Genomic DNA, 17850 nt, shown 5'->3' on the forward strand with positions numbered 1-17850 from the left:
GAGCGCGATCCGACTCAGACCGCGTCCTGCAGCGGCTGCGGGAGAGCCGAGACGAACGCGCGGGCCGCGGCGCTCGGCCGCTCCGGCACCGCCACCATCGTCCGCCACACCAGGAGCGGATCGGCGAGCGCCACCGCCCGCAGCCCGGCCGGGCGCTTCTCGGCGAAGTGCGCCGGCACGACCGCGATCCCCATGCCGTACTCGACCAGGTCGAGCAGCGTGTGCACGTCGTTCACCTCGAGCTCGACCTCGAACGCGAGGCCGTGCGCCGCGAACGCCCGCGCCGCGAGGTGACTCGCCGCCCAGTGCTCCTGCAGCCCCACGATCGTCTCGCCCGCCAGGTCCGGGATGCGGCAGCCGACGCGGCTCGCGAGCGGGTGACCCGGGCGTACGAGCACCGCGAAGCCCTCGCTCGCCAGCGGCATCGTCCGCACGCCGCCCGGCACGGCTCCGATGTCGGCGACCAGCGCCAGGTCGAGGCGGCCGGCGGCGACGGAGTCGAGCAGCGTGCCGGACCCCTCGTGGATCAGCCGGAGCGCGACTCCCGGGTGCTGCTCGCGGAAGGTCGCGAGCTCGCGCGGCAGGTGCACGCCGCCGAGGCACTCCTCCGTGCCGACCGCGAGGCTCCCGCGGAGCACCCCCTGCACGGCGAGCACCGCGTCGCGGGCGGCGAGCGCGCTGGCGACCGAGCGCTCCGACTCCGCGAGCATCGCCCGGCCGGCCGGCGTCAGCTCGACCCGGCGCGTGCTGCGGGTGAAGAGGGGGCTGCCCAGCTCGCTCTCGAGCGCACGGATCGACGCCGAGAGGCCCGACTGCGAGATCTGCAGGGCGCTTGCGGCGCGGGTGAAGTGCTGCTCCTTCGCGACGGCGAGGAAGTGTTCGAGCTGACGCAGTTCCATGGGTCCATCCTCGTCGCGCGGGCGGAGGAGCGGGGACCGGACCAGACACTCTCCAGCGGCCGCTCGGCCTGCCTGTGCGGAGCCGGCCGTCGGGTACGGCGGCGGCCGTCGCGAGAGCCGGCCCGGCTCAGGCGTCGGCGGACGAGATCGCGAGGACGATCGCCGTCAGCGTCGCCCGCAGGCGCTCGAGCGACTCGGGCTCCGACTCGTCCTCGAGGATCGACTGCTTGACCGCGTCGTCGTAGCCCGCCACCAGCAGGCGCACGGCGGTCGTGGGCTCGAGGGAGAACTCGCGGCGCACCTGGCGCAGCGCCCCGTGCACGATCTGCACGAGCGAGGCGTCGAAGCCGGCGCGGAAGTCGCGGTACTGCGGAGCGATCCGCGGGTCGCGCAGCGCGAGCAGCTCGAACTCCGACTCGACCACGCACCAGCGGCGGTTGTCGGTGGCAGGACCCTGAAGGAAGTCGAGGATGACCACGGCCAGCGTCTCGGCCGTCAGCGGCTCGTCGGCCGAGACGACGCGCGGGATCGTACGGTCCATCTGCTCGACGAGGGCGGTCACCCGGGCGCCGTTCTCCCGCTCCATGAGCGCGAAGAACAGCTCCTCCTTGGTGGAGAAGTTGGAGTAGAAGGCGCCGCGCGAGAACCCGGCGCGCTCGCAGATCTGCTCGACGGACGCGCTGTGCACGCCGGTCTCGGCGAAGACGTCGTAGGCCGCGTCGAGCAGGCGCTCGCGGGTGCGGCCGCGGCGGGAGGTCTCGGGAGGGGTGGAGTCGATCGCCGTCATCACCAGCCTCCTGCCCGCCCTGTCAACACCTTCGACGCCGTTCACCTTATCCGATACATTCACGTATCGAATACGGTCCTGTATCGGATACGCTCGTGTATCGGAGCCCGGCTCCGCCCTGGTACAGAGACGTATCGCCACCCTCCCCACCCATCGTCAGGAGACCGCGTGTCGTCGCTGCTCTACCGTCTCGGTCGTCGCGTGTACCGCGCCCACCGCCTCGTCGCCGTCCTGTGGCTGCTGATCGTGGTGGCGGGCGGAGGAGGAGCGCTGCTGCTCAACCAGGGCACCGACAACACGTTCTCCATCCCGGGCACGCAGTCGCAGACCGCCCTCGACCAGCTCGAGCGCACCTTCCCCCAGGTCAGCGGCACGTCCGCGCGGTACGTGGTCGTCGCGCCCGACGGAGGCAGCGTCCGGGACGCCGACGTGAAGGGCCCCGTCAGCGACGCGGTCGCCGCGCTCGGCGACGTCGACGAGGTCGCGGCCGTCACGGACCCCTACTCCGACAGCGTCTCCGGCACGATCTCCGACGCCGGGAACGCCCTCGTCATCACCGCCCAGATGGACGGCTCCGCCACCACCACGAGCCCCGAGAGCCGCGACGCGCTGAAGGCCGAGGCGACGACCCTCCAGGACGCGCTGCCCGCCGGCTCCGTGGTCTCGCTCGGCGGCGACCTCTTCGCCCAGAACCTCCCCGGCGTGACCATCACGGAGGCGATCGGCCTCGTGGTCGCCCTCGTCGTCCTCGTGCTCACCTTCGGCTCGTTCCTGGCCGCCGGCATGCCGCTGATCACCGCACTGCTCGGCGTCGCCCTCTCGATGTCGGCCATCTTCATCGCCACCCGCTTCGCCTCGATCTCCTCGACCACGCCGCTCCTGGCGCTGATGCTGGGTCTGGCGGTCGGCATCGACTACGCCCTCTTCATCATCAGCCGCCACCAGGACCAGCTGAAGCAGGGCATGGACCCGGAGGAGTCGACCGCGCGGGCGACCGCGACCGCGGGCTCCGCCGTCGTCTTCGCGGGCCTGACCGTGATCATCGCGCTCGTCGGCCTCTCGGTCGCGGCCATCCCGTTCCTCACCACGATGGGCGTCGCAGCGGCGGGCGGAGTCGCGATCGCCGTGGTCATCGCGCTCACCCTGACCCCCGCCCTCCTCGGCTTCGCCGGCGCGCGGCTGCGCCCGAAGGAGCGCCGCGCGAAGAAGAAGGCCGCGAAGGCCGCCGCCGCCGCGGGCACCCACGTCGACACCGAGGCGCACGAGGAGGCGGCGACCGCCTCCCCCGGCGGCCACGTGCACGCCGAGGTCCCGCGCGGGTTCTTCCGCGGCTGGGTCCGGGTCGTCACGCGCTTCCCGATCGTGACGATCATCGCGGTGATCGGCGTGCTCGGCGTCGCGAGCATCCCGGCGCTCAGCCTCCGCCTCGCCCTGCCGGACGCCGGCTACCAGGCCGAGGGCACTCCCGCGCGCACCACCTACGACCTGCTCGCCGAGAACTTCGGCGCCGGCTACAACGGCCCGCTCATCGTCACCGGCACGATCATCGGCTCGACCGATCCGCTCGGCCTGATGGACGACCTCAAGGGCGAGATCGAGAAGCTCGACGGAGTCGCCTCGGTGCCGCTCGCGACGCCCAACGAGACCGCCGACACCGGCATCATCCAGGTCATTCCCGAGGGCGGCCCCGACTCCGAGGCCACCAAGGCGCTGGTCGCCGAGATCCGCGACAAGCACGACTACTTCCAGCAGGAGTACGGCGTCGACCTCGCAGTGACCGGCCAGACCGCGGTCGGGATCGACATCTCGGACACTCTCGCCAAGGCCCTGCTGCCGTTCGGCCTGCTCGTCGTGGGCCTGTCGCTGGTGCTGCTGACGATGGTGTTCCGCTCGCTCTGGGTGCCGATCAAGGCGACGCTGGGCTACCTGCTGTCGGTCGGTGCGTCCTTCGGCGCCGTGGCGGCGGTGTTCGAATGGGGATGGTTCTCGGACGCTCTGCACGTCGACAAGACGGGCCCGATCATCAGCTTCATGCCGATCATCCTGATGGGCGTGCTCTTCGGCCTCGCGATGGACTACGAGGTGTTCCTGGTCTCGCGGATGCGCGAGGACTACGTGCACGGGAGGCCGGCGCGCGCCGCTGTCGAGTCGGGCTTCGTCGGCTCGGCCAAGGTGGTCACGGCCGCCGCGGTCATCATGTTCTCGGTCTTCGCCGCCTTCGTGCCGGAGGGGGACACCAACATCAAGCCGATCGCGCTCGGGCTCGCCGTGGGCGTCTTCGTCGACGCGTTCATCGTGCGGATGACGCTGGTGCCCGCCGTGCTGCACCTGCTCGGCGACCGCGCCTGGCACATGCCGCGCTGGCTCGACCGCGTCCTGCCGTCCTTCGACGTCGAGGGCGAGGGCCTCACGAAGGAGCTCGCGCTGGCCGACTGGCCGGAGCCCGGATCCACGGACGTGATAGCGGCCGAGGACCTCCGCCTCGACGGACCCGACGGTCCCGTCTACAGCGGCGTCTCGCTGCGGGTCGCGCCCGGCTCCTCCCTCGTGGTCCACGGGCCGCACCGCTCCGGCCGCACCGCGCTGCTGCTGAGCATCGCCGGCCGGCTCGCCCCCGACTCCGGGCGCCTGAAGGTCGCGGGCCTGGTCGTGCCGATCCGCTCCGCCGCCGTGCGCGGCCGGGTCGGGCTGGTGCGCCTCGCCGGAGCCGCCGACCCCGTCGCCGACGTCCGGTCGGCCCTGGAGTCGGCCCCGCCGATCCTGGTGCTCGACGACCTCGACACGGTCACCGACCCGCAGCTGCGCGGCGCGATCCGGGCCGAGCTCGACGCCGCCCGCGCCGCCGACGACGCGTTCACCGTGGTCGCCTCCTCCGTCGACGCCGAGGCGCTCGACGACCTCCTCCCCTCCGACCGCGGCGTGCTCGCGGTCTCGCCCGCGGCCGAGCGCCGCGCGATCGCAAAGGTCCTCTGACAGATGGCTCTCCTCTCCCTCGAACGCCCCCGCGGCGTCAAGAAGGTGTCCTGGCTGACCCTTCTCGGGATCGTCCTGGTCCCCCTCGTCATCGGCGGCCTCCTGGTGTGGGCGCTGTGGAACCCGACCGAGCGACTCGACACGATCACGGCCGCCGTGGTCAACGAGGACACCCCGGTCGAGATCAACGGGCAGACCGTGCCGCTCGGGCGCCAGCTCGCGGCCGGCCTGGTGACGGGCGGCACCGACTCCTCGAGCTCGGACGCCCCCTCCTCCACCCCCTCGGCGAGCGCGACGCCGTCCGCGAGCACGACCCCGGTGCCCAACGTCTCCGGCTCGGACTCGACGGGCAACTTCACCTGGGTCCTCACGGACAAGGACGACGCCGCGAAGGGCCTCGCCGACGGCAGCTACGCGACCGTCGTGACGATCCCCTCCTCCTTCTCCGCCGCCGCCACCTCGTACTCGGGCGACGCCGCGGAGGCGACGAAGGCGACCATCGACATCGCCACCAGCGAGAAGGCCAAACTCGTCGACGACGCCATCTCGGCCACGGTGACCAGCACCGCCACCTCGCTGCTCAACACGCAGCTGACCACGGCCTACCTCGAGAACGTCTACGTCGGCTTCAACACCCTCAACGAGCAGATCGGCCAGGCGGCCGAGGGCGCGGGCACGCTCGCCGACGGCGCCGACCAGCTCGGCACCGGCGCCTCCACCCTCGCCGACGGCACCAGCAGCCTCGCCGACGGGATCGACGAGCTCGCCACCGGCGCCTCCTCGCTCTCGGACGGCGTCGGGCAGATCGGCACCGGAGCCTCGTCCCTCGCCGACGGCGTGGGACAGCTGGGCACCGGAGCCTCCGACCTCTCCGGCGGAGTCGCGCAGCTGGCCACCGGTGCGCGCGGCCTCTCCGGCGGAGTGGGACAGCTCGCGACGGGCGCCCGCGACTCGGCGACCGGAGCGACCGCGCTGCAGGGCGGCGCCTCCGACCTGGCCGACGGGCTCGACCAGCTGAGGGAGGGAGTGGTGAGGACCGGCGACGGGACCCAGCAGGTCGCCGCCCTCAGCGCCGGCGCCGCCGCCGCCACTGCGGGGACCTTCGGGGCGCTCAGCGCCGCCCTCGAGGGCTGCGAGACGACGCAGTGCCTCGCCGCGCGCGCCGTCATCGCCTCGGCCGACGGACCCACCGGCGCGACCACCCTCGCCACGACGACCGCGGGAGCCGTCGCCGGGATCGACGCGGGCATCCGCCTCGGCGGCGACGGGCAGCCCTCGCTGATCGACGCGGTCGGGCAGTCCGCCACCGGCGCCCGCACTCTCTCGGGAGGCATCGGACAGCTGTCCGGCGGCCTGACGCAGCTCGCCGACGGCGCGGACGACGCCGCGGGCGGAGCGTCCCAGCTCGCCGACGGCCTCGACACCACGGCGGCCGGGTCGGCGCAGCTCGCGACCGGCGCCACCGCCGCCGCGGCCGGCGCCCGCGACCTCGCGACCGGCGCGACCACCGCCGCGGGCGGTGCCGCCGACCTCGCCACGGGAGCCTCCTCCGCCGCCGACGGAGCCGACCAGCTCGCCGACGGAGCGAGCGGGGTCTCGGACGGCGCCGTGCAGCTCGCCGACGGCACCCGCACGCTCGCGACCGGCCTCGACGCCGCCGTCGCGCAGCTCCCGACCTACACCGAGTCGGAGTCGACGAACCTCGCCGACGTCGTCTCGGACCCGGTCGAGAACGCGAGCAGCGCGACCGACCTGTTCGGAGCCTCCAGCGTCCCGTTCTTCGCGACGATCGCCCTCTGGCTGGGCGCCCTCGCGACGTTCCTGGTGCTCGCGGCGTTCTCGCACCGTGCACTCTCCTCGACCCGCTCCTCCGCGGCGCTCGCCCTCTCCTCCTACGTGCCGGCGCTCGTGATCGGCGTGGTGCAGGGACTCGCGGTCGCGATCGTGATGAGCGGGGTCGCGGGCCTGGAGCCGGGCCGCTGGGTCGGCTTCGCCCTCCTGGCGATGCTCACCGGCGCCTCGTTCGCCGCGGTGAACCAGGGGCTGGTCGCCCTGCTCGGAGGGATCGGCCGCTTCCTCGCGATGGTCGCGGCGGTGATCGCGCTCGGCGCGGGCATCATCTCGACGGTCCCCGGGCTGTTCGACGACGTGCTCGGGTTCCTGCCGCTCTCGGCGGCGCAGAACGCGCTGTCCGGAGTGGTCGAGGGCACCGACGGCACGGCCGGCGCCGTCGTCGGCCTGGTGATCTGGCTGCTGTTCGGCCTGCTGCTCACCGTCGCCGCGATCGCCCGTCGCCGGGTCGTCTCGGTCCGCGCCCTGCACCGCACCGCGGAGGCGTAGGCCGCGCCTCGCGCCACTCCTCCCCCGAACCGGGGACGGGTGGCGCGAGGATCGCGCCACCGCCGCGCCTCTCCCGGCGACCGGCCCCGGCCGGGGCTAGCCTGACGCGATGGAGTCGGAACCGATGGCGATCCGGACGCGACGGGTGTACGGCCCATCGGTCCTGCGGCGCCTCCGCGCCCTCCTCCTGCGGCTCCTCGGCGCCGGCCTCGCGGCCGTGCTCATCCCGTTCGCCGTCCTCGCGGACCGCCGCGGCGTCCTCGACGAGTCGGTGCTCGCGCTCGGCCTCCTCGCCCTCACCGTCGTCATCGGACTGGCCTCGGCGGTCTCGCTCTTCGTCGTCTCCCCCACCCGCGTGATGACGACCGAGACGCAGGTCGTGCTGATGCGCGGCCGCCGCCGCCGCGAGCAGTGGCCCCGCCGGTCGGTCCGCTTCCTCGAGTCCGCCGACGGCGACGGCTTCGTCGCCTGGTGCCGCGGCGACGGAGTCGAGGTGCGCTGCGGCCACTTCCGCCCGGAGGACCTCGCCGCCCTGCTCGCCGACCTCGGCGCCGCCGCCCGCGTCCGCCACGCCCTGCCGCCCGCTCTGGCCGGGCCCGCCTCGGCCGTCCGCTTCCGACCGCACCGCGCTCCGCTCCAGCGCCGGGCGGTCGCCCTGGTCGTCGTCGCCACGGAGGCGTTCGCCGCCGGCGTCCTGGCCGTCGCCCTCGCGGGATCCCCGTCGGGCGACCGCGCGCAGATCGCGCTGGGGGCGGTCGTCGTGGCGCTCTCCCTCCCGCTCGGGCTGGTCGCGGCGCGGCTGGCGCTGCGGCCCGGGCTGCCGGGCTCGATCGTGGTGTCGGAGTCGGCCATCCAGATCGACGGGCTGATCTTCCCGCTCGAGGCCCTGCGCTCGGTCGTCGCCTCGAGCCCGACGGGGAGCCATAGCCTCCGCCTGACCCTCACCGAGACGAACGGCCGCATCACGGAGGTCCCCCTCGGGCTGCGGGTGCCGACGCTGCGGCGCGACCAGCTCTTCCCCGACTACCCGCTGCTGCTCGGCGTGCTGCGCGAGCGCACGGCGGGGCTGCTGCGGATCGAGGGCTGAGCCTCAGTCCTCGGCGCCGTCGGCGATGCGCTGGTGGTGGTGGATGACCTCGGCGACGATGAACCCGAGGAACTTCTCGGCGAACGCCGGGTCGAGGTGCGACTCCTCGGCGAGCGCCCGCAGCCGCGCGATCTGGCGGGCCTCGCGCTCGAGGTCCGCGGCGGGCAGCCCGTGCGCGGCCTTCAGCCGGCCGACCTTCTGCGTGAACTTGAAGCGCTCGGCGAGCAGGTGGATCAGCGCCGCGTCGATGTTGTCGATGCTCTGACGGATCTGCACGAGCTCGGCCCGCGCCAGGGACTCCTCGTGCGACGGCTCCTCGTGCGACAGCTCCTCGGTCATGCCCCGACCCTAACGGACCGCCCCCGGACACGACGACGGCCCCTGCCCGGAGTCCGGGAGGGGCCGTCGAGAGGGCCCGGTCAGTCGACCAGGTTGATCTGCACGGGGATGTTGCCGCGGGTGGCGTTGGAGTACGGGCAGAGCTGATGCGCCGCGTCGGCGACCTTCTGCGCGTCCTCGGAGCTCGCCTTCGGCACGTAGACGTCGAGCTCGACCGAGAGGCCGAAGCCGTCGGAGTCGTTCTTCCCGATCGAGACGCTGGCCGAGACGGCCGCGTCGGTCGTGTCGATCTTCAGCTGGCGACCGGCTCCGTGCAGGGCGCTGAGGAAGCAGGCGGAGTAGCCGGCCGCGAACAGCTGCTCGGGGTTGGTCCCCTCGCCGGAGCCGCCGAGCTCCTGCGGGGCGCGGGTGTCGAGGTCGAGACGGTCGTCCTCGGTGCGGACGTGGCCGTCGCGTCCTCCACCGGAGGCGTGGGCGATGGCGGTGTAGAGAGCATCCATCCCCCCATCCCACCACTCGGCCGCCGTGAGTCGGGTGAACGCGGGATGCACGTCCGTGCGTTCTCCCGGGAATCCCCCTCGGAAGCGCTCCGGGGAGCGTCAAGCCCCTCCCCCTCGGCGCCCTCCGGGTGTGCGGTGGAGGGACACCGACCCCGACCGGCGCGAGCCGGAGAACGGACACGAGCATGCGAGCACTCACCTGGCAGGGCATCGAGAAGGTCTCGGTCGAGACCGTCCCCGACCCCCGCATCCAGCAGCCGACCGACGCGATCGTCCGGATCACCTCGACCGCGATCTGCGGCTCCGACCTGCACCTCTACCGCCTCCTCGGGCCCTACATCGACCGCGGGGACGTGCTCGGCCACGAGCCGATGGGCGTCGTCGAGGAGGTGGGCTCCGGAGTCACCACCCTGAAGCCCGGCGACCGCGTCGTCGTGCCCTTCACCATCGCCTGCGGCGAGTGCTTCATGTGCCGCCGAGGGCTGCAGTCGCAGTGCGAGACGACGCAGGTCACCGAGTACGGCTCGGGAGCGGCGCTCTTCGGCTACACGAAGATGTACGGCCAGGTCCCCGGAGGGCAGGCCGAGCTGCTCCGCGTGCCGCTGGCCGACTACAACACGATCGTCGTCGGCACGGACCTGCCGGACGAGCGCTACCTCTTCCTCAGCGACATCGTGCCCACCGCCTGGCAGGGGGTGGAGTACGCGCAGGTGCCCGACGGCGGGACCCTCGTCGTCTTCGGACTCGGCCCGGTCGGCCAGTTCGCGGCGCGGATCGGCGCCCACCGCGGCTACCGCGTCCTCGCCGTGGAGCCCGTCGCCGAGCGGCGCGCGATGGCCGAGCGGTACGGCGTGGAGACGTTCGACCTGTCCGATGACATCGCCGCGCAACTGCGCGACCTCACGGACGGGCGCGGCCCCGACTCCGTCGTCGACGCAGTCGGCATGGAGGCGCACGGCTCGCCGGTCGGCTCGTTCGCGCAGTCGATGGCGGGGCTCCTGCCCGACCCGATCGCCCGCAAGGCGATGGACACGGTCGGCGTCGACCGCCTCGCCGCGGTGCACGCCTCCCTCGACCTGGTGCGCCGCGGCGGCACCGTGTCGCTGAGCGGGGTCTACGGCGGAGAGGCCGACCCGATGCCGCTGAAGTCGATGTTCGACAAGCAGGTGACGGTGCGGATGGGCCAGTGCAACGTGAAGCGCTGGATCGACGACCTGCTGCCGCTGGTGGAGGACTCCTCCGATCCGCTCGGCGTGATGGACCTCGTGACCCACCGGGCGCCGCTCGAGGACGCTCCGGCCCTCTACGAGACCTTCCAGAAGAAGGAGGACGGCTGCATCAAGGTCGTCCTGCACCCCTAGCCGGGGAACAGCGAAGGCGGCGCCCCCCGAGGGGAGCGCCGCCTTCGCGGTACTGCCGAGACCTACTTGAAGACGTCCTTGACGTCCTCGCCGGCCTTCTTGGCCGAGGCCGCGGCCTGGTCCTTCTGGCCTTCGGCCTTCAGGCTGTCGTCGTTCTTGTGGTCGCCCAGGGCTTCCTTCGCCTTGCCGGCGATGTCCTGAGCGGCGTTCTTGATCTTGTCATCGAGCCCCATGGTGGTGCCTCCTTCGCTGATCGTTGGCACGACCGTAGGACCGGGAACTGCCCGCTTCCTGGGAGCGGGAAGGGGCTTGCCCGGGTGCCCGCTGGACTGCGATGATTCGCGCCCTCGACCGGGGCCGGCCGGCCGAGGGCGCGGGATCAGGTCGCCGGGGCGGCGGACTCGGACGGAGCGGACTGCGAGGGCGCGTTCGTGGGCGTCTGCGACGATCCGTCGTCGGCGCTGGTGGGCACCGCGCTCCCCGACTGGTACGGCGTCTGGGCGTCGCCGGTGCAGCCGGCCAGCAGGCCGATCGTCAGGGCGGAGGCGCCGAGCGCCCCGAGGACCCGTGCGGCGCTCACTTGCCCGTCACCGCGTCCTTGACGGCCCCCACTGCCTTCTCGACGATGTTCGGCTTCGGGTCGGTGCCGTAGAGGCGCTCGTCCGGCTGGGTGGGCGGGGGCATCGGGACGTCGCCGCCGGGCTCCGCGACGCGGTAGCTGAACTCTCCCTTGCCGTCCGGGGTCGGGCCCGAGGCCCAGCTGCCCTCGGAGGCCGCTGCTCCGTCCGAGAAGTTGATGTACTCGTACGACACGGAGCGCTCCTCCTTCGAGATCGGGAAGTTCGAGGGCACGGGCAGGTCCTCCCGGCCCTCCGCGCGCAGCTCGGCGGCCGCCGCGATCCACTGGTTCTGGTGCATGGTGTCGCGGGCCAGGAGGAACGACAGGAGGTCGCGCACGCCGTGGTCGTCGGTCATGTGGTAGAGCCGGGCGACCTGGAGCCGGCCCTGCATCTCCGCGTTCGCGTTGGCGGTGAAGTCGGCCAGCAGGTTGCCGCTGGCGGTGATGTAGGAGCCCTGCCACGGGTTGCCCATGCTGTCGACGGGGCGCGCGCCGGCGCCGGCCACGATGGCGTGCTGCACGTCGGAGCCGCCGATGACCGCCGCGAGCACGGGGTCCTTCTTCATCGCGTCCTCGGACTGCTCGACCGGGGCCTTCTCGAGCAGCTGGGCGATCATCACGGCGATCATCTCGACGTGGCCGAACTCCTCGGCGCCGATGCCGAAGAGCAGGTCCCGGTACTTGCCCGGGTCGTGGGCGTTCCAGGCCTGGAAGCCGTACTGCATCGCCACGGTGATCTCGCCGTACTGGCCGCCGAGCACCTCCTGGAAGCGGCGGGCGAAGACCGCGTCGGGCTTCGAGGGCGTGGACGTGAACTGGAGTTCCTGACGGTGGAAGAACATGACTGGTTGCCTTTCCGGGGTAGCCGGGCGGATCCGGGTGCGGACGTCCGATGTCTGTCCTCTCGACGGTAGGGAGCCCTGTTCGCGGGTCAGAAGGGGCTTGACGCGGCGGCGGAGCAGTCGATCCACGGGCCCTCGGGACCCGCCCTCGTGGGCGCGGGATGGTAGCCCCATCGGGGGGTCAGCCGCTATGCCCTTCCCGGTACTCGAGGGCCCGAACAGACTGGCGACGCCGGCACGCATTCATTCCCCACTCGATCCTGGAAGGGACAGACGATGTCGAACATCGATCCCGCTTCACCTCCGTTCGGAGACGGCGCCGCGAACTTCGGCGCGACCGAGACCCCCATCGACAGCGGGGCGCACGTCGCCTCCACGGACACCTCCTCCGGCTCCTCCTCGGGCGGCACGGCCGACTCCGCGAAGGAGAAGGCGAGCGCCGCCGCGGGCACCGCCAAGGACCAGGCCGGCGCCGTCGCCGGCGACGCCAAGCAGGCCGCGAGCGAAGTGCTCTCGACCGGCAAGGACGAGGCCGCCAACGTGGTCCAGGAGGCCAAGGTCCAGGTCAAGGACCTCTACGACCAGAGCCGCACCCAGCTCACCGAGCAGGCCCACGCCCAGAAGGAGAACGCCGCCAAGGGCGCCCGCGCCTTCAGCGACGACCTGACCGCGCTGGCCAACGGCGAGGGCGGCAGCGACAACGCCGCGGCGAAGCTCGTCTCCCAGGCGGCCACCCGCGTGCAGGGTGTGGCTTCGTGGCTCGAGAACCGCGACCCGTCCGAGCTCCTCGACGACGTCCGCGCGTTCGCCCGCCGCCGTCCGGGTGCCTTCATCCTCATCGCCGCGGCGACGGGACTCGTCGGCGGGCGCCTCATCCGCGCCCTGACCGCCGAGGCGAAGGACGAGAAGGAGGCGACGAGCACCCGCACCGACGGGCCCGAGTTCGACGCCCCCGCCTCGACCACCGCGTACTCCGACGCCTCCGCGTACGACGCGCCCGTCGCGTCCGCCTACGGCACCGTCGGCTCGAGCTCCCTCGAGCGCGACTACGCGCCGACCGAGCCCGTCGCCGACCCGCTCGACGGCGGCTTCCCGAACGGCGGCCGGCTGTGACCGACCCGACGGGCGTCCACCGCTCGACGGAGACGCCCGACCAGCGGGCCGGGTCGACGTCGCTGGGTGATCTGCTCGGCGAGGTCTCGCGCGACCTCTCCACGCTGATCCGCCAGGAGATGGCCCTCGCGAAGGCCGAGCTCAAGGAGTCCGCCGGCAAGGCGGGCAAGGGAGCGGGCCTCCTCGGCGGGGCGGGCTATGCCGCGCTGATGGCCGTGCTCTTCCTCTCGATCGCCCTCTGGTGGGGCCTGGGCACTCTGATCGGCAACGGCTGGTCCGGAGTGGTCGTGGCCGTCATCTGGGCGATCGTGGCCGCGATCCTCTACGCGGTGGGCCGCAAGAGCCTGAAGCAGGTCGACGGCGCTCCCGAGACGGTCGACTCCCTCAAGAAGATTCCCGACACCCTCAAGCCGAACGGGGCAGGACGATGACGTACGACGCAGGACAGAACAAGACACCCGAGGAGATCCGGGCGGACATCGAGCGCACGCGCCTCGAGCTCGGCGGAGACGTCGATGCGCTGGCCGAGAAGGTCAGCCCGTCCGCCATCGCGCAGCGTCAGACCGACAAGGTCAAGTCGGCCGTGGGCTCCGTCCGCGACCGGGTGATGGGCTCGGCGCACGACGCCTCCGACTCGCTCTCGAGCGGTGCGGGCTCGGCGAAGGCCAAGGCCGAGGGCAACCCGTTCGCCGTGGGGCTCATCGCCCTCGGCGCCGGACTCCTCGTCGCCTCGCTCATCCCCGCCTCCAGCAAGGAGAAGGAGGCGGCGAGCCGCGTCAAGGAGCAGGCCCAGCCGGTCGTCGACAAGGTGACCGACGCGGCCAAGGAGGCGGCGAGCGAGCTCCGCGAGCCCGCGCAGCAGGCCTTCGCCTCCGTCAAGGAGACCGCGACCGACGCCGCGCAGAACGTCAAGGAGGCGGGCACCTCCGCCACCGACGACGTGAAGGACTCGGCCCGCGAGGCCAAGCACGCCGTCCAGGAGGACGTGCAGCACTGATCCGTCGGCGCTGACAGGGCGGTGGGCCTCCGGGCCCGCCGCCCTTCGTCGTGCCGCCGGGAATACACCGCCGCCCGCGCTCCTTGCCCTCCGTATGCGATCGATCGTCTACTCCCGCACCGGTGACTCCTCCGTCCTCTCCCTCGTCGACCGGGAGGAGCGGGCGCCGGGCGCCGGCGAGGTCCGCGTCCGCGTCCTGGCGTCGGGCGTGAATCCGACCGACTGGAAGGCGCGCGCCGACGGCGACCTCGCGTTCGACGAGGTCGTGCCGAACCAGGACGGCGCCGGTGTCGTCGAGGCGCTGGGCGAGGGCGTCGAGGGCCTGGCCGTCGGCGACCGGGTCTGGATGTACCTCTCCGCGCACCGCCGCCCCACCGGCACCGCGCAGGAGTCGGCGGTGCTCGCCGCCGAGCACGTCGTGCGCCTGCCCGAGGGCGTCGGCGCCGACGTCGCCGCGAGCCTCGGCGTCCCCGCGATGACCGCCCACCGCGCCCTCACCGTGCACGAGCACGGCCCCTCCCGTCTCGCGCCCGGCACCCTCGCCGGCCGCACCGTCCTGGTCCAGGGCGGCGCCGGAGCCGTCGGGCACGCCGCGATCCAGCTCGCGGTCTGGGCCGGGGCGACCGTCATCGCGACGGTGAGCAGCGACCCCAAGGAGCGGCTCGCCCGTGCGGCCGGTGCGCAGCACGTGCTGCAGTACCCGGACGACGCGCTCGCCGACCGGATCCGCGAGCTCGCCCCCGAGGGCGTCCAGCACGTGGTCGAGGTCGCACCGGCTCAGAACGCCGCGCTCGACGTCGAGGTGCTCGCCAACCACGGCAGCATCGGGTACTACGCGAACAACAACGGCGACGAGTTCACCGTGCCGATCGTCGCGAGCTTCGCGAAGAACGCCCGGTGGCAGGGCCTGCTGCTCTACACGGTGGGCGAGGAGGCGCTGCAGGCCGCGGCCGAGGACATCACCGCGGCGCTCGTCGACGGCGCGCTCCCGGTGGGCGAGGAGGCGGGCCTCCCGCTGACCTGGTTCCCGCTCGAGGAGATCGCGGCCGCCCACGACGCGGTCGAGCAGGGCGCGACGGGAAAGGTGCTCATCCGCGTCGCCGACTGACCGCGAGGGCTCGCCTCTGATCGACTCCCGGCCGGATCAGCCCCGGAGCGGGGGCGAGCCCGGGACGGTCGAGCGGTCGGCCAGGCCGGCCACGAGCTCGGCGAGCGCCTCCTCCGCCGTGCGGGTCGGCGCCCAGCCGAGCTCGGCGCGGGCGCGCTCGGTCAACATCACAGGGACGTTGCCCGCGATGTCGAGCCAGCCCGCGTCGGTGCGCTGCAGGCGCAGGTGCCAGGTCGCGGTGACGACGGAGCGGAGCAGCCCGAACGGCACCGTGACCAGGCGGGCGCCGAAGGCGTGCGCCAGCCGCTCCGGAGTGAGGACCGGCTCGGCCGCGATGTTGAAGGCCCCGCCGGCGCGCCGGTCGAGCGCGCGCCAGAAGGCGTCGGCCACGTCGTCGGCGTGCACGCCCTGGAAGACGATGCTCCTCGGCAGCGGAAGGACCGGGATCCGGACCGCCTTCAGCCACCGCGTCGGGTAGTGGGGTCCGGCGAAGAGCCCGGCGATCTCGGTCGCCGCTCCGCGCTGGAAGACGAGCCCCGGGCGCAGGCGCGTGACGACGATCTCGGGGTGCCGCTCCTCGAAGGCGTCGAGCTGCCGCTCGTTCGCGGCCTTGTGGCGGCTGTAGGTCGAGGTGTGCAGGCCGCCCGTGGGCCAGTCCTCGGTCACCCGGATCGACTTCGGCGCCGCGCTGTAGGCACCCACGGACGAGGCGACGGCGACCTGGCCGACTCCCGCGGCGGCGACCGCCTCGAGCACGGCCGCGGTGCCTCCGACGTCGACCAGCCGCTGGAACGGCTCGTCATGGCTGGGCTGCAGCGCCCAGGCGAGGTGCACGACGGCGTCGACGCCGGCGAAGGCCTCGCGGAGCCGCCGCGGGGCGACGCTCGACGCGAGGTCGATCTCGACCCAGCGCACGTCGCGGTACTCCTCCGAGCGGAGCCGAGGGGCCCGGCGGGCGATGCCCACGATCTCCTCCACCCCGGCCTCGCCGTGCAGGCGCCGCAGCAGCGCCGTACCCAGGTTGCCGGTCGCCCCGACGATCGCGATCCGCATGGCGTCATCCCTCCGGAAGCGGCGCATGCCGGCCCCCTCCTCCGAGGCTAGGCAGGGGCGCCGCCGCGGAGGAGCCGCTTGACAGCGGGGACGACGGGACGCTCGGCGGGGACCGCCGGCGGCCGGCGGGGTGGACGCTCCTCCCCAGGGCGGATGCGGCCTAGACCACGGCGGGAGCGGGCGCATCCCCCCGCGCGGCCGGCCGCCGATCCCTAGCCTGGGACGATGCTGCCGACACCGCCCCGCCGCGTCCTCCCCGTGCGACACGAGGTCGAGGGCGTCACGCTGCGGACGGTCGACACCGGTCCGGCCGGAGCGGGCGCGGTGTTCGTCCTGATCCACGGGATCGGGATGTCGCACCACACCTTCTCGCCGCTCGCCGCCCGCCTGAAGCGGCACGGCCGGGTGATCGGCGTCGACCTCGCCGGCTTCGGCGCGAACGCGCGACCGCGGCGGAGGGTCGGCCTCGAGGACCACGCGCGGCAGGTCGAGCAGGTCCTCCGCGGACTGGGCGTCTCGCGCGCGGTCGTCGTCGGGCACTCGATGGGGTCGCAGGTGGCGGTCGAGCTGGGGCTGCGCGCGCCCGGCCTGGTCGACGGCGCGGTGCTCATCGGGCCGGTGGTGGATCCGCAGCGGCCCGGAGCGGTCCGCCAGGGGCTCGCGCTGCTGCGGGACTGCCTCGGCGAGCCGGTGGGCGTCGACGCGATCTTGCTGGCCGACTACCTGCGCGGCGGCCTGCGCTGGTACCTGCGCCAGCTGCCCGAGATGCTGCGGCATCCGGTCCAGGTGCGCGTCGCCGAGCTGGAGGTGCCGGTCCTCGTCGCCCGCGGCCGCGACGATCCGATCGCCACCCGTGACTGGTGCGAGCGGCTCACGGCCCGCGCGCGCGAGGGGCGGCTCGTCGAGTTCGCCGGCTCGCGCCACGTCGTCCCCCGCACCGAGCCCGGAGCGCTCGCCCGCGAGATCCTCCGCTTCGCCGCCGCGCTCGGCGAGAGGCCCGCCGCCCCGCTGCCCCTCCGGTCGGAGCCCGCCGCATGAGCCGGCTCCGGCGCCTGGTCCGCGACGCCGTCTGGTGGATCCGCGACTACGCCTACGCCGTCGCCTGGCAGGTGCGCGGCGTCCTCTCGCGCCGTGCCCCGGACGACTACCTCGACGGCGACCGGCGGCCCGTCGTGGTCCTGCCGGGGATCTGGGAGACCTGGTCCTTCCTCCGCCCGATCATCGATCCGCTGCACGAGCGCGGGCACCCTCTCCACGTGCTGACGAGCCTCGGCCGCAACGGCCGCCCGGTCGCCCGGACGGCCGAGGACGTGGCCGCCTACCTCGCCGAGCACGGGCTCCGCAACGTGGTGATCGTCGCCCACAGCAAGGGCGGGCTGATCGGCAAGTACGTGATGACCGAGCTCGACCCGGACGGCCGGGTCGACCGGATGGTCGCCGTGGCGACCCCGTTCGGCGGCTCCCGCTACGCGCCCTACCTGGTCCTCCGGAGCCTGCGCGCCTTCTCGCCGCGCGACGCCACGACCCTGCTGCTGTCGAGCCGCTCCGGAGCGAACGCGCGGATCACCTCCGTGTTCGGCCTCTTCGATCCGCACATCCCCGAGGGCAGCATGCTCGAGGGCGCGGTCAACGTCCGGATCGAGACCGGCGGGCACTTCCGCATCCTGAGCGACCCCGAGACGCTCACCGCGGTCGTCACGGCGGTCTCGGCGGAGGAGCGCGCCGACGGAGAGGCGCCCTGACGACGGCGGAACCCCTGACGACTCCGTAGCAACCCGCGTCGCCGCGGCGGAACCCCCTGGCGCCTCCGGCCCGCGAGGCGGAGCGTGGAG

At 73.4% G+C, this 17850-nt stretch carries 18 protein-coding genes; 10 read left to right on the forward strand and 8 right to left on the reverse strand.

Features of this window, described 5'->3' with window-relative positions; translation table 11 throughout:
• Window positions 1-14: 14 nt before the first annotated feature.
• Window positions 15-899 (reverse strand): LysR family transcriptional regulator, encoded by an 885-nt coding sequence (locus C5C46_RS03620; protein ID WP_104222755.1) that lies wholly within the window; start codon window positions 897-899, stop codon window positions 15-17.
• A 127-nt stretch (window positions 900-1026) separates the two neighbouring features.
• The gene (locus tag C5C46_RS03625) at window positions 1027-1686 is read right to left on the reverse strand and encodes a TetR/AcrR family transcriptional regulator (RefSeq protein ID WP_104225692.1); all 660 of its coding nucleotides are present in this window, start codon (window positions 1684-1686) and stop codon (window positions 1027-1029) included.
• Between the two features lie 168 nt (window positions 1687-1854).
• On the opposite strand from C5C46_RS03625, the gene C5C46_RS03630 reads away from it, so the two are divergent.
• The 3 genes from C5C46_RS03630 (at window position 1855) to C5C46_RS03640 (ending at window position 8086) form a co-directional block, all read left to right on the forward strand.
• Window positions 1855-4659 (forward strand): MMPL family transporter, encoded by a 2805-nt coding sequence (locus C5C46_RS03630; protein ID WP_104225693.1) that lies wholly within the window; start codon window positions 1855-1857, stop codon window positions 4657-4659.
• A 3-nt stretch (window positions 4660-4662) separates the two neighbouring features.
• Window positions 4663-6999, forward strand: coding sequence for a YhgE/Pip domain-containing protein (locus C5C46_RS03635; RefSeq protein ID WP_104225694.1), 2337 nt, complete (start codon window positions 4663-4665; stop codon window positions 6997-6999).
• Between the two features lie 109 nt (window positions 7000-7108).
• Window positions 7109-8086, forward strand: a complete 978-nt coding sequence (locus tag C5C46_RS03640) for a hypothetical protein (protein ID WP_146078928.1) — start codon at window positions 7109-7111, stop codon at window positions 8084-8086.
• Window positions 8087-8089: 3 nt separating this feature from the next.
• On the opposite strand, the gene C5C46_RS03645 is transcribed toward C5C46_RS03640, so the two are convergent.
• Both C5C46_RS03645 and C5C46_RS03650 read right to left on the reverse strand, forming a co-directional pair.
• Window positions 8090-8425 carry a chorismate mutase gene (locus tag C5C46_RS03645; RefSeq protein ID WP_104222760.1) on the reverse strand — a complete coding sequence of 112 codons (336 nt, stop codon included), beginning with the start codon at window positions 8423-8425 and terminating at the stop codon, window positions 8090-8092.
• Window positions 8426-8505: 80 nt separating this feature from the next.
• Window positions 8506-8925: an organic hydroperoxide resistance protein gene (locus C5C46_RS03650; RefSeq protein WP_104222761.1), complete on the reverse strand. Its 420-nt coding sequence runs from the start codon at window positions 8923-8925 to the stop codon at window positions 8506-8508.
• 185 nt (window positions 8926-9110) lie between these two features.
• On the opposite strand from C5C46_RS03650, the gene C5C46_RS03655 reads away from it, so the two are divergent.
• Window positions 9111-10286, forward strand: a complete 1176-nt coding sequence (locus C5C46_RS03655; RefSeq protein ID WP_104222762.1) for a zinc-dependent alcohol dehydrogenase — start codon at window positions 9111-9113, stop codon at window positions 10284-10286.
• A gap of 62 nt (window positions 10287-10348) precedes the next feature.
• Here the strand turns inward: C5C46_RS03655 and C5C46_RS03660 are convergent, their stop codons facing one another.
• The 3 genes from C5C46_RS03660 to C5C46_RS03670 form a co-directional block, all read right to left on the reverse strand.
• Window positions 10349-10519, reverse strand: coding sequence for a CsbD family protein (locus C5C46_RS03660; RefSeq protein ID WP_104222763.1), 171 nt, complete (start codon window positions 10517-10519; stop codon window positions 10349-10351).
• Between the two features lie 146 nt (window positions 10520-10665).
• Window positions 10666-10866, reverse strand: a complete 201-nt coding sequence (locus C5C46_RS03665; protein WP_104225696.1) for a hypothetical protein — start codon at window positions 10864-10866, stop codon at window positions 10666-10668.
• The gene (locus C5C46_RS03670; RefSeq protein WP_104225697.1) at window positions 10863-11747 is read right to left on the reverse strand and encodes a manganese catalase family protein; all 885 of its coding nucleotides are present in this window, start codon (window positions 11745-11747) and stop codon (window positions 10863-10865) included. Before C5C46_RS03670 ends, C5C46_RS03665 begins: the two co-directional genes overlap by 4 nt.
• A gap of 276 nt (window positions 11748-12023) precedes the next feature.
• On the opposite strand from C5C46_RS03670, the gene C5C46_RS17185 reads away from it, so the two are divergent.
• From C5C46_RS17185 to C5C46_RS03690, 4 genes are all read left to right on the forward strand, one after another.
• The gene (locus C5C46_RS17185) at window positions 12024-12860 is read left to right on the forward strand and encodes a hypothetical protein (RefSeq protein WP_104225698.1); all 837 of its coding nucleotides are present in this window, start codon (window positions 12024-12026) and stop codon (window positions 12858-12860) included.
• Window positions 12857-13291, forward strand: coding sequence for a phage holin family protein (locus C5C46_RS17190; protein WP_104222767.1), 435 nt, complete (start codon window positions 12857-12859; stop codon window positions 13289-13291). The genes C5C46_RS17185 and C5C46_RS17190 overlap by 4 nt, the downstream gene beginning before the upstream one ends.
• Window positions 13288-13857 (forward strand): DUF3618 domain-containing protein, encoded by a 570-nt coding sequence (locus C5C46_RS03685; RefSeq protein ID WP_104222768.1) that lies wholly within the window; start codon window positions 13288-13290, stop codon window positions 13855-13857. Before C5C46_RS17190 ends, C5C46_RS03685 begins: the two co-directional genes overlap by 4 nt.
• A gap of 94 nt (window positions 13858-13951) precedes the next feature.
• Complete coding sequence (locus tag C5C46_RS03690) at window positions 13952-14965, forward strand: NADPH:quinone reductase (protein WP_104225699.1); 1014 nt, start codon at window positions 13952-13954, stop codon at window positions 14963-14965.
• 36 nt (window positions 14966-15001) lie between these two features.
• Here C5C46_RS03690 and C5C46_RS03695 read toward each other — a convergent pair whose 3' ends face one another.
• On the reverse strand, window positions 15002-16018 hold the full coding sequence (locus C5C46_RS03695; protein WP_104225700.1) for an NAD-dependent epimerase/dehydratase family protein: 1017 nt from the start codon (window positions 16016-16018) through the stop codon (window positions 15002-15004).
• 225 nt (window positions 16019-16243) lie between these two features.
• Here C5C46_RS03695 and C5C46_RS03700 point away from each other — a divergent pair, with 225 nt between their 5' ends.
• Both C5C46_RS03700 and C5C46_RS03705 read left to right on the forward strand, forming a co-directional pair.
• On the forward strand, window positions 16244-17056 hold the full coding sequence (locus C5C46_RS03700; RefSeq protein WP_104225701.1) for an alpha/beta fold hydrolase: 813 nt from the start codon (window positions 16244-16246) through the stop codon (window positions 17054-17056).
• Window positions 17053-17760, forward strand: coding sequence for a triacylglycerol lipase (locus C5C46_RS03705; protein WP_104222772.1), 708 nt, complete (start codon window positions 17053-17055; stop codon window positions 17758-17760). Before C5C46_RS03700 ends, C5C46_RS03705 begins: the two co-directional genes overlap by 4 nt.
• Window positions 17761-17850 lie beyond the last annotated feature (90 nt).

It is taken from the genome of Rathayibacter sp. AY1E6, assembly GCF_002931115.1.
Classification (GTDB): Bacteria; Actinomycetota; Actinomycetes; order Actinomycetales; family Microbacteriaceae; genus Rathayibacter.